Origin of the sequence: Flexibacter flexilis DSM 6793, from assembly GCF_900112255.1 — a bacterium.
Lineage (GTDB): Bacteria > Bacteroidota > Bacteroidia > Cytophagales > Flexibacteraceae > Flexibacter > Flexibacter flexilis.
Window position 1 is genome coordinate 195635 of the sequence record NZ_FOLE01000003.1, and the last position, 17760, is coordinate 213394.

Sequence of the window (17760 nt, forward strand, 5' to 3'; positions counted from 1 at the left end):
ATTAAATTTGTTGTGTTGAAATACCCAATACTTTCGCGCCAGCGATGTCTTTTTTCTCGGAGTCGCCAATCATTAAGGCCTGTTGCGGCAAAATCTTTAGTTTGGCCAATGCTAATTCAAATATATGTGGGTGTGGTTTTTCTACACCTGCCTCCTCTGAGCTCACAACAAAGGAAATATAAGGCGCAAGATTCCAATGTGTCAGTTTACGCAATTGGATTTGTGCCGTCAGGTCGGTTATTAAGCAAACGGGCACGCCACTTTGTTTGCATTTTTCAAGAAAAACAATCGCTTCTTCAAATACGATAGCCGTATCTAAAAACGTAGCCCAGTAAATTTCTTCGGCCTCCAGCACTAATGCGGGATTGCTTTTGCCTGTCAGTTTTTCGATTGCTCCTTGTGCATACAGCAGTCGTGAATGTGAGGCGGCTTGTCCGTGTAACCGATGGTGTACCAGTTGCCGCGAAGCCGATAACTGTTGCGAAACCTCAATTTCGGACGCGCCTGTTTGCTTGGCCAAAAACGCTAACATGGCGGCTTGTCCCGCTTCGTGCGCGGGTTGGTAGCTGTAAAGCGTATCGTCGAGGTCTAACAAAATTCCCGCAAATTCTTGGGGGTTAATACTTAAAAAGGCAGCCAAATGATGATGACGCATTATTGTTGGGTTAATTGATTTTGAGTTGATGGCAAACGTAAAACATAGAAAAATACCTCGTTTTTGCCGTTGCTGGTTAAGGGTAGATATTCCACTTGTGTAGATGAATAAACTTCTATTTTCTCCAGCACTTCCGCTTGTGCTACTACTTCTTTGTCATGAGGCGTTGCCTCTTCCCACTGCTTGAGCGGGGTGCGTGTGGACAGAAAACCAAATATAGTAGGCAACTTGTTACTGTTCGTTTTTTCCAAGTCTTCAGTGCTTTCGCAACGCTTCCAACCTAAAATTTCCAAGTTATATGTATAAAGTCGCGTTACTACATCTTTTACTTGATGTTTTTCTAAAAGTGCTAATATTTTGGGTGCATCAAAGGCTTCCGTTCTTTCTTGCTGATTTTGAACCATATACACCCCAAATAAAACCAAGTGCAAAGCTACAAAGCCAATGGGTAAATATTGTTTTACCAAATCATTTTTGATAATAGACAATAGTTTGATGAGGCCATCCACTGCGCCGACCACAAATAACGGTTGCAAGATAAGTGAATGGCGTGTAGGGCTATAAGTGATTTTTTGTAGAACAGAAAGCACTACCCATGTTCCCATTATACAAACAAACAAAGCCCAAAAGCCCAGCATTTTTTTGTCTTGTGTTTTTATGGCTGTGTATAAACCGAAGAAACACAAACCCAAAACAATAGCCGTAATAAAGTGCGTATAAAAACCCTCTGGCGTAGTGCTGGCCGTCAGCGACTCGACGATATACCAAGTATTTTTACCAAAAAAAGTAAATGCGTAGCCAATTTTTTCGCCCAAACCACCAGCAGGCAGGCCAAACAAAAATTCATGATTGGGGCCTGCATTCCATTTTACAGCCCAATTATTATCTATCTTATCTTTTAGCGTAAGAATCAGAACTTTATAAACCACTGGTACAATAAAAATAAACGCCGCCAGCGGATATAGCAGTGCTTTGATAATTTGCTGCCTAAATTGTGTTTTGTTGTTGATATACCAACTTACCAAAGAGCCAACAAAAAAGGAGGGTATTATTACCAAAAATTGATACTGCCCCAGCAAACAAACCGAAAGTATAAAACCCAGTATCAGATAGTATTTGATGTCCCATTTGCGCTCCGCAATAAAAAACCAGAGAGCCGCCGCAAAAAAACAAGGACCTATGGCATACGAACTCATTTGCCCTGCATAAATAATATTTTCCCAAGCAAAAGCAGTAAGTGCAGCTCCCAACGCGCCAGTTATCAATTTATCTGTTTGTGTTTGGCTCGGATTGATTTTATAACAAACAATAAACGAAAGTAAAACTCCTATTGCACTCAATACAAACGGAATAAAACGCCCATTTTCTAATACAGATTGGTAGCTGTGGCGGTCTGCGGCACGAATGAGATAAGAAGACCCAATGAACTGTAAAGGAGCATACGATGAGCCTTGCATGATAGTTTCTGCATCCGAATAAGCCTTTATGATAGAGCCAACGAATCGCCCTGCCACAGGAATTTTATGGGCATGACGAAGTTTGTTATAAACCCAGTTTTCTTCTTTGGGTTTTGTGCCGTTGAGCAGATGCGCTTCCATTTCTGCTGGTGCGGTATTGACGTACATATAAGTTGCTACAAGCAAATCGTCGCAGTGTGTAAAGTGGTGCTTCCAAGACCAAACACGAATGTATAGCCCCAAAGACAGAACCAATACTGATAAGAAAATTACTGTAGCTTTTAATGCGTTCATTGTTTTACTTTTTTAGTTTAGCAAAAAATCCTTCCCAGTATTGGAATGTGCGCAAGTCGTCGGGTGTGCCCCAACAAATGTATTTGTCCGCCTCAAAAGCCTTTACTTTTTGTCCGCTTTCGATGAGCTCGTTCATGAGTTCATCTACATAAAACTCCCCTTTGATGCGGCGATTTTTGGCTATCATGCTTTCGGCTGCTTTCACAAAATCGCTGCCTTTTTTGAATGAAAAAGCCCCAATTACAGCGTGGTCTTGGAGTGGATTATCGCTAATCGGAATTTTTACACTCACTTTGGTAGCGTTCTGTTCATTATCCACAGCTACCCAGCCGTATTGTTCGGGTTTGGGAACAACCGTTACGTTATGCCGAAATGTCCAAACTTGTGCGTCGGAGGCTTCAAAGGTTTTGGCAAAGGCCGTTTCTTCCCAAATCATGCCGTTATCGCTTGCGCCAATTACCAACGGTTCGTCGTTGTTGATGTATTCTTTGGCCAACAAACAAGTAGAGGCTTGTCCTTCGGTTAGGTAATCTATCGCAATAACGGTGGAGTTTGGAAACCACTTTTTTAATTCTTTATCTATCTGATATTCAGTTATATGAAAGTCTCTGCAAACAAAAATATAATGGTCTGCTTTGGGCAAACTCTGCGCGGCACGCACCACCATTGGCACGCCCATCACCTCAATAAGTGGCTTTGGTGTGGTATATCCTTCTTGTTTGTAGCGCGAACCTTCGCCCGCCATTGGGATTAATGCTATCATACTGGGTATTTTTGTCTTAAATAAAAGATGCTTTACGGCTTAGTGGCCTTGAGGTTTGAGGGCAAGGCTTTCAAATATTTCGCTCCAATAGTTGTATTCTTCCAAATCTTGCGGCGTTCCCCATTGGCAGAAATGCGGAATTTTATCGTAAACCAATACTTTAAGCCCATCTCTCACCAACAAATTATAGGTTAAGCTCGCATAATATTCACCGTTTAGGTTTACATCTTCGGCGATTTGCTGCTGATAATATTTTTTGAGTAAAGCTCCACTTTTAAAATAATACATTCCCGAAGAGTGCTTGTCCAATTTCTTATCGGCATTCCACGCAAACTTTTCACGGATTTCGGTCAGATAGCCGTTTTCGTCCGTTTTGCAACTCGCGTATAGGTTGATGGCAGGCAACAAATGCGGATGAAATCCTGTGTAACAAGGAATTGCACCTTCGCAGCCATCGGCCAGCACCGTTTTTTTGAAATCTTCATAATCCCAATCTTGGAAATAATCGCAGTAGCTCACGATGCACGGCTCGTTGTCGTCGATAGCATCTAATACTTTGACGATAGAACCCGCAGGCCCCGATTTCTCGCCTTTTACCGTCCTGATTTGGGCTGTTGGTTTGAGGCGTTGGAGTGTTTCCACCACGGGCGTTGTATTTACGTGCTCTTCGCGCACCACAAACAGAAAATTATCTTCGTTGGGAAACAGATTACAAACCCATTCGATAATAGGCTTCCCGTGTACGGGTATTAGTGGTTTAATGTCCTTATAACCAGCTCTTACAAATCGTGAGCCTTCGCCCGAAAGAGGAATTATTATTTGCATAACTTTTGATTATTTTTTGAGTAAAGCTCTGCGATAGGCTTCACTTTCCATGTTGTTGATGTAGTTGGCTTGGGTTTGGCCAATAAAATTAGGAGCACTGATATGGCTTCTCAAAAACAAATACGCCAATAGCGTTTCTTCTAAAGTAATGGCTTCTTTGAGCGTTTCCACCAGATAAGTAACACCGAAGTTTTCGCTATGAATATTTATTTTTTTGTCTGGATTTGGTGCAGACCTGATGGCGATATTCCCAGAAAAAAATACGACTTGGTCGGGGAAAAGCACTTGTTCAAAAAAGGCTGCGTCGCTGACGTGCAAAGCACTGAGCCACTGAGCCAACTCCGCGTTTTGGCTTTCAAAAAGTTTGTTTTCCTTGTGGGTTACGGCTGGGCGAGGGTAGGGCAGATTGATGTCAAAATATTTTTTCAATATATCGTTTACTTGCTCATCTAACGCCAAAGTACTTGCTACTTCGTCACCCGTAGTAACCAAACCATGATTTTGCAAGAAAAAAACAGATGGCACACAGCCATTTTTTTCAATAAAATCATTTTTTGCTTTCAGGATAGATTGACTCAAACCAAAACCTGGGTTTGCATACGGAATGTAAATAGGCCGAATGGCTGTATTTTCGAATATTTGGGACAAAAGCGACTCGCAATCTTGGGCGCAATTCACCAAATTACTATAAACACTGTGCGTGTGATACACTACTTTTTCCAAAACGGCATGAAATCCAGTTTCCATACTTGGCCTTAGCACGGGATAATTGCCTGATTTGTCCACACATTCGCCCACAAATTTGGAAGTAATATCTTCTTGCTCTTTGGTCGGATTCTCGTTAATAGAATCATTAAACAATTGAATTACAGGCTTATAATTGACCATTGTATAAGCCTGCGATTCTGTCATCTCGGACAGCAAAAAACCAGAGGCTTTGATGGCCATTAGTTCTTCATTGATTTTGAAACTTGTATTGCCGCCGCCGCCTTGCACCAAATCCGATTTGCTGCCCAACAAACGCGATGCCGCCAAAAATGATTGGAATGTGTTTGTACTCATCGAAACAAATAGAAAAATGACTTTAAATAATAAAGTTGTCTGCAATATTATGTTTTATAATCCCAATATACAATAAGGATTATGCTTTTGTCGGTGCGGATTGTGCTGTCTGTTAAATAGTGTTACGCTCTTTGTACTGGTCGTATTTGCTTTACCCTAATTTTTTTAGCTTTGCGCCTTTAAGTCATGTCTTTTTCCAACTCCAACCGAGATGAAAATACAACTCGTAACCAACGATAACACCGCACTTGTGCAAGAATTTTTGCAGTTGCCTGTGCGCCTATACAAAAACGAACCCAAATGGATTCGTCCGCTCGACAAAGACATTGAGGCGGTTTTTAACCCCAAAACCAATAAATATTTTGCGCATGGCTCATGTGTGCGTTGGATTTTGCAAGACGACAAAGGCCAAACCATTGGCCGTGTAGCCGCTTTTGTGGACAAACGCGCTGCCAACAAAAACAACGAGCAACCGACTGGCGGCATGGGTTTTTTTGAATGTATCAACGACAAAGCCGCCGCGTATTTGCTGTTTGATACTTGCAAACAATGGCTCGTAGAACAAGGCATGGAAGCAATGGACGGCCCGATTAACTTCGGCGACCGCGATAAATGGTGGGGACTTTTGGTAGATGGTTTTGAAGAACCAAACTACTGTATGCCTTATAACCACCTGTATTACAAAGGATTATTTGAGGCTTATGGCTTTCAAGATTATTTCCAACAATTTACGTTTAGGCGCGTAATTGCGGAGGCTGCCCCCGAAAAAATGAAGGAAAAGGCGCAACGCATCATGGATAATCCTGATTATACGTTCGATTATTTGCATCGTAACAATATGGAAAAATACGCCGAAGATTTCCGTATTATTTACAACAAGGCTTGGGCAAAACACGCGGGTGTGCGCGAAATGCCAAAGGCGCAAGCCATGAACATTATGAAGCAAATCAAGCCAATTTTGGACGAGAAATTGATTTTGTTCATCTACTTTCAAGGGCAACCTGTGGCTTTTTTTATTATGCTTCCCGAAATGAACCAAGTTTTTAAGCATTTCAACGGCCATTTTAACCAGAAAAACCCTTTGCATTTGCTCAAATTTTTGTGGTACAAACGCAAAGTAGATAAAGTGTTTGGCGTGGCGTTTGGCGTAGCTCCAGAGCAGCAAGGCAAAGGCGTGGAAAGTGCTTTGATGGAATATTATCGCCGCTTTGCGCACGTGCCGAATTATCGCTACAAAACACTAGAGATGAACTGGATAGGCGACTTTAATCCCAAAATGGTAAAAGTAGTCAAAGATATAGACTCGCACGTATATAAAACGCATATCACGTACCGCAAACTATTCGACGAAAACAAGCCTTTTAGCCGTTGTCCCGCTATTCGTTAATTGTATAACAATAATAATTATTTATGAAATATCGTATCCTAAGTAACGAGGAGTTACGGCATTTGGAGAAAGAATTTGTCCATTTTTTGGCTGTAAGTGGCATAGATCCGCCACTGTGGATAAATATTAAAGAAAATGATACGCCTCGAATGTTGGTGCTAATAGAGCAGTTCAGCGAGATGGTTTTGGAGGGGGCTTTGCAGCGCGTGCAGCATATCGAACTGCGTCGTCCAAAGTCTGTACAAGTGATTCAGTGCCTGCCCGACAAGATGGTTTTGGCAGGTTTGAGCATTGCGCCAGATTCTGTAATAAATCTCACAGAAACATCTGATTTACAGGATTTAATAGCAGAAAAGACGACTACTAAAGCTAATTATTTTATGTCCGAAAAGCCTTATACACAAAGTCGGGAAGAAGATATTTTCTTGATGCTAGAAACGGGCTTTTTGATTACCGATGCCAAACTTTTTGAGGCTTTCCAACGAATTAACCAAATAAAATAACAGATTTACGCACACGGTTGCATAAAATTTGGCAAAATGTTATGTGAGTAATGTTTTAGGCTTTAAAAAATAAAGTCAGAAAAATTAACTTGCCTTTTCATTGTTGTTCGCTAATTTTATCCCCTATTTACTCAATAAATCCAACAATAACCAATGAAACCAATAATGAACACAGAACAATACTTAGGCATTGATATAGGAGGAAATCATGTTAAAATGGGATTTGTGGACAGAGCTGGAGTAATCCACGATTTCCAAAGCTATCCGACCGCAGAATGGCGTGCCACAGGCGATTTTGTTGGCCGTCTGATAGATACCATACAATTCAGACTTATTTCCCACAAAGAAACTACCCGTGTGGGAATCGGGCTGCCAGGCATGCTTTCCAAAGACCGTTCTACGCCACTGATTATTCCCGCCATCCCCGAACTTGACAATGTACCATTACTCCAACGCCTCACAGAAGCACTACCACAATGTGAATTTATTTTGGAGAATGATGCCAATGCTGCCGCTTTAGGCGAATTGCTTTTTGCGCATAATGGCACTTTGCCAGATACGTTTGCTTTTGTTACGATGGGCACGGGTATCGGTAGCGCAGCGGTTATCGAACGCAAAATCTTTACGGGTGGTGACGGCAACGGCCTTGAACTGGGGCATATTCCTTCGCGTGGCTCTTGGCTGGAACACAACGTAGGCAAACAAGGCATTATTCGCCTTGCCACCGAAAAGCTGCCGAGCTATCCGAAAGAAACGCTTATCCCGCGCGACCAACCTGTTTCGGCGACAAAACTGGTGGTTTCTGCCGAAAATAAAGATGAGTTTTCGCAGCAAGTTTTCTTTGAAGTGGGAGAAATTTTGGGCGAAGGATTGGTTTCGCTTATTCGCATCATGGACATTACAGACATCGTAATTGGCGGTGGTTTGTCGGCAAGTTTTGAGTTTGTAAAGCCAGGTATTGAAAAAGTGATTCATGAATACTTACCTCCATATTACACCAACAAACTTTCTTTGACGCGTGCCACACTCGGAAACGATGCAGGTTTGCTGGGAGCGGCATCGCTTTGTTTTGAAAAATAGCACAAAAAATATATTTATAACTATCTCATATACAGGCACAAAGAATTCTTTGTGCCTGTATTGTTTTTATACGACTTTGTAATATCTTATTTGGCGAATAAACGCATAAAGACAATTTTTATTTTGATTTTTTTGAAATAACACAAATATCGTATTGCTTATTTCGTTTTTTCTTTTTTATCTTTGTACAACATCCTATTAAGATAGTTGGTAAAAGTATATTTTTCATGAAGGTAAACTTAATAATAGGTTTAAATAAGTGCTTATGAGTTAGGTTTAGTAAAACAGTAAGTAAAACGCCAGATATTTATCTGGCGTTTTCTTTTTTATGTAGTCTTCTCAAACGTGTGCGTTGTCGTTTTTTCTAACGTTTTATTTCTTTTATTGGGAAAAACATACAAAATGATTATTGTAGTTGTTTGTTTTTTAAAAAACAAAACAAAATTTTGAATAAAATGTAAATTTTTGGTTTAAATGACGTTTATTTTGTTTAAACCAAATAAGATATTGAATATTCCCTGTTTTTTATTTACTTCGCACCTGCAAATTCCCTCTATTCCAATACCTATAAAAAACACATATCTGTTAAATTTTTATACCCACTATGACAAACATATTTACTCAAATACAGCCTCGTCGTGGGGTTGCAGGCTATTGCTTGCCTCTGTTCTGCGGCTTTGGGGCTTTTTTTATTAGCCTTCTACTTTTATCAAATACTGCTTTTGCCCAATTCAATGGACTTTCGGGCATTGGTTATGGTGCTATTTATACCACTTACGGCCAACAAACCGCTGGACTGGGTAACCTTTATGCCTATCCGTTGGGTACGTCGAGCGTAACGTTTACCCAAGATTTTTGGGTGAGCGGTTTTAATACCAGCGTCAATTTGAGTAACCCAATTCTTTTTTGGGCAACCAATAGCAGTAGCGTTCCGACAATTGACGGCGCGGGCTGGACGCAAATCGCAGGAACGATTACTTCGGGCAGTCAAGGCGGTTCGGACAATGACCGCGTAACTTTTACAATTCCCGTTGGTAGCGGCGCAGGACAAGTTCCTGCTGGTACAGACATTATGTTTTACGTTCGCGCCGAATTTGGTGGGCAGACGCGTTACAGCCACGTAAATACATCAGGTTTCCCGACTGCCGCACCAAGCGTGCAGGCCGATATGTACAAAATGCGTTTTAGTGCCGATGCTATTTTTATTGATGGTAATACTTCGGACTGGAACATGAACTCCCAAATTTGCGATAGATCCTCGGCAGCCACAGGCCGTACACTCAATGTTACTTGGGACGATAACTATGTGTATGTACTCGTAAACGGCGGCTTTACGGCCAGTAACAACGACCGCGTTTTGTTGGGTTTTGATGTAAATCCAAGCAGTGGCGGCAATGCCAACGGCACAAAAGCAGCTTTTAATGGGGCTTATTTTCCTGAAAACTATCGCCCAGACATCATTTATCGCGCCAGAGGAACAGGCAGCAATACGTGGGCAAACGACAAAGGCATAAGCAATGGTTCAAACGGCTGGACGTACACGGGCAGCATTGCCAACGGCACAGAGATAAGCACGGCTTCGGGTAGCAACACTTCCAATCTGGAATTTAGAATTAGCCGCTCGGCTATTGGTTCGTTTACGAGTTTGGGCTTGTTCGTGTGGCTTGGTACTAGCAGCGATGATATGTACGATGCTTTTCCATTCGGCAATCCGAATGCATATAGTTCCAACGATTTATTTTTACCAATTCAAATTGGTTTTTCGAGCCTAACCACTAGCGTCGCACCGAATACGGTTTCTTATTTTGATGGACAATACGAGCAAAGCGGCGGATTTGGAATGTTTGGAATTGCGACCTACCGCAACCTTACGATAAATGCTTCTGGCAACACGATTTACAGCCCTTCGGCTGCTTTGACGCTTAACGGAAATTTGGCGGTAAGTGCTGGTACTTTTGAGTTTACGGGAAGCAGCAGCCACACCGTGAAAGGCAATGTAAATATTGCTTCGGGTACAACGCTCACACTTTCGAGCACTTCGGGCGGCGATTTGAACGTAGGCGGCAACTGGACACGGGGCGGCACTTTGAACACCAATACGCGCAGCGTAACATTTAATGGCACGGCAGCGCAAATTATTTACAATAACACTACTTTTCAAGCACTCAATATCAACAACCCAATATACGTCCAAATCAATGACGATATGCAGGCTACTACTTGCGATCTGTTGAGCGGTAGCACGTTTAAATTGAATAGCAAAACCCTTACCATTCTTAACAGTGGATTGAGGCAGTTAACCATCAATTCGGGTGCAACTTTTGAGGCTGGCACTGGCCGCATTAACTTCGACGGACAAGGTACTTTCACTAATTATGGCACTTTCGACAGAGGCACAAGCACGGTAGAATTTAAAGGAGGCGAAACGACATTGGCGGGAAATGTGGCTTTAAATTTCCATAACATTATCATTACAGGTCGTTGCGACTTTTCGGGAACGGGTGCACGTGGTCGTTTGAGCGGTACAATGGAAATCGGAGCAGCGGGTTTTGTACCAAATGCGCCTGTATATGAAACAGGCTCTACTTTAAGTTACAATTGTGGTTGCAGCTATGACCGCCGAACCGAATGGGACAACAATTCTGTTTATAACGTAACGGTAAGCAATGGTACAACATTGAATTTGGGGAGTCAAGACCCGACTTCGGCACGTACCATGCTCGGCAACCTAAACGTAACCAATGGAACACTGACCCTGAACGCTCAATCGGCGGTTTTCACCGTAGGCGGAGATGTAACAGTAGCCAGCGGTCAATCGTTAGTTTTGTCGAGTGCGAGCGGTGGCGATTTGGTGATTAAAGGCAATTTGATTGCCAATTCTACGGGTTTTAATACGAATCGCCGTGCGGTACGTTTTAGCGGTACGGGCAGCCAAAGCATTTCGGGTACGCAAGAGCCTATTTTTTCGTATGTAGAAATGCTCAAACCTTCGGGAACACTTACGTTGCAACGCAGCATAACATTAAACCACCCAGACAATAGTGTGTCCGTAATGACGCTGAACGGCGCGGGTACTTTTGATCTCAATGGTCAAACCGTGCAGCGCGATGCCAGCGACGCAGGAACTTTGCTTCGTTTGGTGAATGGCACTTTACGCACTAGCGGCTCGGTGATTAATACGGCTATGGGCGTAGGCTTTACGCGCTACAATGCGACAGCCACTGTCAGCGATGAGACCGACACCAGAACCGTAGGCGGCAAAGTAGATTACAGTGGCACAGCTACCGAAAATGTAGAAACATTGACTTACAATAAATTAAGCCTTGCGGGAAGCAATAGTAAATCTATTAGTGGCAGTATTACCGTGAATGATAGCCTTTGGTTAGAAAGCGGCGCAACCGCCGACTTTGGCGCGACTACCAGCGTACTAGACGGTAAAGGTTATATTAAAATTAATGGAGTGGCTACGGGTTCTTCTTCAAGTAAAATTCGCTTGCTGGGTAGTGTGGCTCAGACATTGGTAGCCACTGGTACGGTACGAAATTTGGAAGTGATCAATGCCAATGGAATTACACTTTCGGGCAAACTGACTGTAAACAATGCCCTGACCATTTCGTCGGGTGATCTAACCACAGGCTCAACCGACACGTTGGTATTGGCTTCGGCGGCAACTATTTCCGAAAACATAGACTTTACTACTACCACAGGGGCTGATAGTTATTTGATTGGTAATTTAAAAACTGTAAGAAGCGTAGGCACTGCTGCCGAAACTTTTGGCGGCATGGGTTTTAGCCTTACGGCTGGCGCGGATTTGGGTACGGTGACGGCTATTCGCGTTTCGGGTGCAAACGGCATGATAACCAGCAACGGAAATACGAGCATCAATCGCCACTGGGTGGTTACGCCAACTATTCAGCCAGCGACTGCCGACCGCAATGTTACGTTTACGTGGCCTTCCGACGACGATAATGCCAAATCGCTTACTGCTTTCCAGATGTGGAAAAGTCCAGACGGTGTACAGCCTTACGAGAAATTTGGTTCGGAGCATAATGTAACAACGCATCCTCGTTCAGTAACTGTAAATAACATTGCTTCTTTCTCCACATTTACGGGCACTGATTCCAACGACCCTTTGCCAGTAGAATTACTTTCGTTTGAAGGCCGTAACGTGAACGGCGATGCGTATTTGTATTGGACTACATTGTCGGAGCGCAATAATAAAGGCTTTTTTATCGAAAAATCGTCGGATAGCATGCATTTTTACGAAATTGGTTTTGTGGCAGGAAAAGGCACTTCTTCGGACGTGAATTTTTATTCATTTACGGACAAACAATTTACGGCGGATAGCTACTATCGCCTCAAACAAATGGACATGGATGGCAATTTTGAATACAGCAACAAAGTATTTGTACAAACCAATAAGTCAAGTATTGAAGTGGGTGTTTTCCCGAATCCATTTTCCCAAAATCTTCAATTTGCCCTAAATCAAAACGTGGCACGTGTGACGCTAAGCGTTTATAGCCTTGAAGGTAAACTGATCGGAACGTTTGATGGCTCTGTTGCCGAAGGTAATCAGTATCTTAATACAGAAACTGCTGCTTTAAGCAAAGGTTTGTATTTGGTTCGTTTTGAGGCCGAAGGACTAAACAAAACGGTGAAGATTGCCAAACAATAATTAATTGAACCATTTGGTACAAACATTTAACCTATAAGGCCTCAACAACCTTATAGGTTTTTTTATTGGTTAGCCGAATTGTATTACTTTTGCCACAAAATACCAAACTCATGAGTTTACAAAGAAAAATTGTAGTGATCGCCGCCGTCTTGGGCGGGCTTTCGGTGGCCATTGGCGCATTTGGGGCGCACGCACTCAAAGAAACGCTTTTGCTCAACCAACGCACAGACACTTTTGAGACGGCTGTACGTTATCAATTTTATCACGCACTGGCCTTGCTCATACTCGGCAATTCGGTGCTTTCGATACCCGCCAAGCGTTTGCAAATTATCGCCGCCTTGTTTGTGGTAGGCATTGTTATCTTTTCGGGTTCGTTGTATGTGCTATGCCTGACGGGAATCCGTTGGCTGGGTGCTATTACGCCGCTGGGCGGCACGGCTTTTATTATTGGCTGGATAATTTGGGCAGTTTCGGCAGCTCAAAAGTCTGAACAACAATAGTTTACTTCTTCATGAATTTAATTTTATTTAATAATTTAATCTAAATGTTCAAATCAAAAATGTTGCCTTTGGCGGGTTTGCTCGCCTTGGCTGCTTGTAATAGCAACTCCTTCAAAACTTCCCCAGACGGATTGGAGTATAAATTTTTTACCGAAAATAAAAGCGACCGTAAGCCTGCCGCTGGCGATATGCTTACACTGCATTTTATTGTAAAAAATGACAAAGATTCGGTACTCGACGACTCGCACAAACTCTCGAAGTTGGATTCGTTGATGAAACGTCCCGTGCAACCACGCACCGTAGAACTCCAAAAACCATCGTTCAAAGGCGGTTTGGAGTCTGGCCTCATGATGATGAGCGAAGGCGACAGCGCAGAATTTAAACTACCTGTAGATTCACTTTACAAAGGTGGCCCAGTTCCGCCGATGTTGAAGGCTGGTACTAAAATGGCTTTCGTAGTGAAATTGCTCAAAATCGTGAAATCAACGGAATTGAAGCAAAAAGAAGAAAAAACAATTGATTCGACACTGAACGCCAACAAAGTAGCTTCGCAACGTACTGCTTCAGGTTTGCGTTATGTGATTACTTCGCAAGGAACTGGCCAAAAGCCAAACAATGGTGATGTTGTATCGGTACATCATAAAGTTACATTGCTCAACGATACGGTCACTGTGGTTAATTCATTTGGCAAACGCTCAATGCAATTCCCGTTGGGCAATGCAGCTCAAATGGGTTTACCGCCGTTCTATGACGAAGCCATTGCCTTGTTGCCGTATGGCGGACGTGGTGTGTTTTACGTGCCTTCGTCGTTGGCATTTGGTGGTAAGGGTATTCAAGGACTTATTCCGCCAAACTCGATGCTAACTGCCGAAATTGGCGTACTTACTGCCGAAGAAGGCAAAGCCGAAGCCGAAAAAGTGGCCAAAGAAGAAGCTGAAATGCAGAAAAATCAGCAAGAGGCGATGGGCAAACAAAAGAAAATTGATGATCAAGTAATTAAAGATTACATCAAGAAAGAAAAACTTTCGGGTGTAGAAAAAACAGCCTCAGGCATTTACTATTTGGTTACTAAAAAAGGCAATGGCGCAAAACCAACCGCAGGCCAAAAAGTATCTGTACAATACAGAGGTACTTTGCTTGACGGTAAAGAATTTGACGCATCTAAAGGCAAAGCATTTGAATTTACCATTGGTCAAAGAGAAGTAATCGCAGGCTGGGACGAAGCCATCGCATTGCTCAACGAAGGTTCTAAAGCTACATTGCTAATTCCTTCAGGCTTGGCGTATGGACCAGGCGGCGCAGGCAATGACATTGCTCCTAACTCTGTACTACGTTTTGATGTAGAATTGGTGAAAGTGAGCAAATAAAAAATAGCAAACTGCAAAACAAAAAAAAGGTAAGTGCAACAAGTCGGCACTTACCTTTTTTATTTCACTAAAAAAATCAAATGTAATAACGTACTGTTAAAATTTATAGCGAACGCCGCCCCAGAACCAACGTCCTGTTTGTTGGTAGGCAAATGGCGTGCTACCGCCCTGTTCGTAATGCGTGTCTGCAAGGTTATAAACACGGGCTTCTAAACTAAAACGACCGATTTTGTCCCATATTACGCCAGTGTTCCACAACCCAACGGCATCAACTGTGTAATTAGGGTCTGAGAAGGCCACACCATTCTTGAATGTGTTGCCGATAGGTGAGTGTTGTTTGCCGATATAGCGGTACGAAATATTAAACCAAACATTTTTGGTAAGGTTATAAATAGGGTTAAAATCTGCGATAATATTGGCCGTGAGGCTCGGAACATTATTGATAGATTTGTCCGTTACGCCGTAGTCTTCTGCTGAAATAGCGTATTGCAAACCTGCCACCGCTTTCAGCTTGAAATATTGGCGCAAGTAAGTGATTTCATTTTCCCAACCCCACGATTTGAGGCTGCCCGCGTTGCGATAACGTGGCGCGTCACCTGTAGCAGTAGGGTCACGGAAAATAAAGTCTGTGAGCGAGTTATAAAATACATTGCTCGACCATTGTACCTTTTTGCTGATAGTCCAAGAAGGCGTTAGTTGCCACGAAGACAAATATTCTGGTTTCAAATCCTGAGAGCCTTTATAACTTGCCAACGTATTGTAACGATACCAATACGGGGCATCTACAAACGCGTTTGAGTACGAGGCCTTGATATTAAACGCTGAATTTGCATTGTAAATCAGGGCAATACGTGGGCTGATATTGCCGATGTTCGCACCTTTATGACGGTCTTTGTGGTCGTAGCGCAAACCTGCATTCAGAATTAATTTACTTGTAAAATAATGTTTTACTTGTGCAAATGCGGAATAAATAACTTCCGAACCAGTATCTAACAAACGTCTGTACGAACGGTCTTGTACCGTGAGCAACTCGCCACCTTTGCCCGATAGCTGATAGCTGTCGTAGAGGCTCATGCGGTCAAGTTGTGTACCTCCCAAAATGTCACCGTTCATATTGCCCAGCGTGTATTTTTTACCCAATTGGCCTACAAATCCTTGACTAAATTCACGCCAGCTAATCACGGAATAGGCTGTATCTTTGGGATTGGTAATAATTGCGCTATTTACATTATTCAAATCCATGTAGCCATTGAGACTGTACGACCAGCCATTTTTTAAGGCTTTTTCGTATTTCAAATCAAAGTTTGCAGACGTGGACTGAAGACCAGCACCTACCCCATAATATTTGCGGTATTGGTCATAGTCATATACTTCACCTGTAACACCACCTGCCGAATATGGTTCGGTGTATTTGCCGTTGCGCACAGCACCTAGCATCGAAAATCCTTTGTTACGAAGATTAAAGCCCAAATCAATAGAGGGCAAGTCGCTTACGCGGTCGAGGTAAATATGGCCGTCTTTGGGATTGGTCGAATAGTCGTCTGCTTTACTAACATTGCGTTTTTCGCCATCGGCTTTGTAATAATTTGCCCAAAACATATAGTTGTAGTTGGGTGCAATGCTATCGCCGTACAGTGCCGAAATTTTTTGTTGGCCATAATTGCCTACCATTACTTGCGCTGAGCCGCCTTTTAGGTCATTGCCCGATTTAGTAATAATATTTACAACCGCCGTCAGGGCTACGTTTCCGTAAAGCGAAGAGGCAGGGCCGCGCAGAATCTCAATTTGCTTGATTTTATCCAAAGAAATACTGTAATCTGGATTTGCTTCTGAGTAAACTCTTGAGTTGAGGCGGTGGCCGTTGAGCATTATCAAGATTTTCTGCTGAGAAGACGAATACACGCCACGCATGGCAATATTCATTTCGTTGTGGTCTTGTACTGAAGTCATGTTTGGTACAAAAAGAGCCAACAAGTCACGTAGGTTTTTAGATCCGCTATGCTCTATCATTTCACTGGTAATGACTGTTACGGGTACTGGTACTTCCGAAAGTGTTTCTTTTTGTTGGGAAGCTGTAACAATTTCAATTTGCATGAGTTGCTCTAACGATAGCTCATAAAGTCCCTGCAAGTCATTGTTAATGAGGGTAGTATCTGTTTGTCCGAAGGTTGTTAGAGGAAGTAAGCTGCTACAAACCAGTAACCCAGACAATAGGTAGTGTTTTTTCATATAAAAAAATAAAAAAGTCTTATAGCTAAAAATGCCTAAGATTAAAAAACCTTAGGCTCGCAAAAGTAGCTATATACCTATTGCTTTAAAAAGCCGTGTTTATAGGATTTATTACATTTATAGTTTTGTGTTCAAAAAGTATATTTTTATGTAAAGTAGAATTAGTTCTATTGAAATTTAATACCAATACCACCCCCAAAAAGCCATGTATCAACGGCATTGAAATAGCGATTATAGACACCTTGTGCGATAAAATGTGTAGAAAAATGCCCTCGTTCGGCTATTTTACGACTTATTTTGAGCGATAATTCTTTGCGTGGTGCTGCTCCGCTTGTTTGGCTGGCAATGCGGCCTTCTGCTCCAATCTGCCAATCATTCAAATAAACATCGGCCATTGCTGTATTTTCCCAATAACTTTTTTGGTCAAAATCTTGATACATAAAGCCCGAACCTACACGCAAATTGAACTCGTCTAAGGCAATAAGGTTTAATCCAAGTATTTGCCAGTCTTTTGTATGAAAGCCACCAAACGAACCGTCTGGAGCTTGGTCGTAGAGCATGGCAACCCGAAAATCAGTAGAAAAAAGTCCCCAATTGCCGCGCACACGTGGCCGAAAACCGTAATAAGGTTCTACTAAATTGCTGTATGCGGTGGCCTCTACCTCTATGCTATTGATGCGCTCCACGTTACCGCGATAGAGCGATTCGTGGTAGCTCCACATATTGACAAAAAGTTCTGTAAACAAAATCTGGCAACCAATGTCGGCGCAGCCATTGGCGCAACCCGAAGCCGCCGCATCTCCACCACCGCTTGAATAACTTTTGGCCACAGAACCACTGGCTTTGGCAGCTCCTTTAATAGCGTCTGTTACTTGGGCTTGCATCGTTTGCCATAAACCCAACAATATTGCAAGTATTAGTTTAGTCTTTTTCATAGAAATATTTTTAAAAATCAAACAAACA

General features: G+C 42.5%; 13 protein-coding genes. 6 read left to right on the forward strand and 7 right to left on the reverse strand.

From position 1 onward, the window contains the following. Nucleotide 1 precedes the first annotated feature (1 nt). From BM090_RS07225 to BM090_RS07245, 5 genes are read right to left on the reverse strand one after another with little or no spacing between them, the layout of a single operon-like run. Complete coding sequence (locus BM090_RS07225; RefSeq protein ID WP_091509995.1) at nt 2–655, reverse strand: HAD family hydrolase; 654 nt, start codon at nt 653–655, stop codon at nt 2–4. Further along, nucleotides 655–2406 (reverse strand): hypothetical protein, encoded by a 1752-nt coding sequence (locus BM090_RS07230; protein ID WP_091509998.1) that lies wholly within the window; start codon nt 2404–2406, stop codon nt 655–657. The genes BM090_RS07225 and BM090_RS07230 overlap by 1 nt, the downstream gene beginning before the upstream one ends. 4 nt (nt 2407–2410) lie before the next feature. Then, nucleotides 2411–3169, reverse strand: coding sequence for a glycosyltransferase family 2 protein (locus BM090_RS07235; protein WP_091510002.1), 759 nt, complete (start codon nt 3167–3169; stop codon nt 2411–2413). 39 nt (nt 3170–3208) lie between these two features. Beyond that, a complete protein-coding gene (locus BM090_RS07240) occupies nt 3209–3994 on the reverse strand; it encodes a glycosyltransferase family 2 protein (RefSeq protein WP_091510005.1) in 786 nt (261 codons plus the stop codon). A gap of 9 nt (nt 3995–4003) precedes the next feature. Next, the gene (locus BM090_RS07245; RefSeq protein WP_091510007.1) at nt 4004–5056 is read right to left on the reverse strand and encodes a class II aldolase/adducin family protein; all 1053 of its coding nucleotides are present in this window, start codon (nt 5054–5056) and stop codon (nt 4004–4006) included. Nucleotides 5057–5267: 211 nt separating this feature from the next. On the opposite strand from BM090_RS07245, the gene BM090_RS07250 reads away from it, so the two are divergent. From BM090_RS07250 to BM090_RS07275, 6 genes are all read left to right on the forward strand, one after another. Next, on the forward strand, nt 5268–6443 hold the full coding sequence (locus BM090_RS07250) for a hypothetical protein (protein ID WP_091510010.1): 1176 nt from the start codon (nt 5268–5270) through the stop codon (nt 6441–6443). Nucleotides 6444–6466: 23 nt separating this feature from the next. Continuing rightward, the gene (locus BM090_RS07255) at nt 6467–6946 is read left to right on the forward strand and encodes a DUF6495 family protein (RefSeq protein WP_091510013.1); all 480 of its coding nucleotides are present in this window, start codon (nt 6467–6469) and stop codon (nt 6944–6946) included. A gap of 153 nt (nt 6947–7099) precedes the next feature. Further along, on the forward strand, nt 7100–8026 hold the full coding sequence (locus BM090_RS07260; protein ID WP_317040732.1) for an ROK family protein: 927 nt from the start codon (nt 7100–7102) through the stop codon (nt 8024–8026). A gap of 604 nt (nt 8027–8630) precedes the next feature. Next, nucleotides 8631–12701 (forward strand): T9SS type A sorting domain-containing protein, encoded by a 4071-nt coding sequence (locus BM090_RS07265; protein ID WP_091510019.1) that lies wholly within the window; start codon nt 8631–8633, stop codon nt 12699–12701. 110 nt (nt 12702–12811) lie between these two features. After that, complete coding sequence (locus BM090_RS07270) at nt 12812–13201, forward strand: DUF423 domain-containing protein (protein WP_091510316.1); 390 nt, start codon at nt 12812–12814, stop codon at nt 13199–13201. Between the two features lie 44 nt (nt 13202–13245). Continuing rightward, entirely contained in the window at nt 13246–14568 is a 1323-nt protein-coding gene (locus tag BM090_RS07275) for an FKBP-type peptidyl-prolyl cis-trans isomerase (protein ID WP_091510022.1), read from the forward strand. A gap of 96 nt (nt 14569–14664) precedes the next feature. Here BM090_RS07275 and BM090_RS07280 read toward each other — a convergent pair whose 3' ends face one another. Continuing rightward, a complete protein-coding gene (locus tag BM090_RS07280; protein WP_091510025.1) occupies nt 14665–16797 on the reverse strand; it encodes a TonB-dependent receptor plug domain-containing protein in 2133 nt (710 codons plus the stop codon). Nucleotides 16798–16964: 167 nt separating this feature from the next. Next, nucleotides 16965–17732, reverse strand: a complete 768-nt coding sequence (locus BM090_RS07285; protein ID WP_143083909.1) for a hypothetical protein — start codon at nt 17730–17732, stop codon at nt 16965–16967. Nucleotides 17733–17760 lie beyond the last annotated feature (28 nt).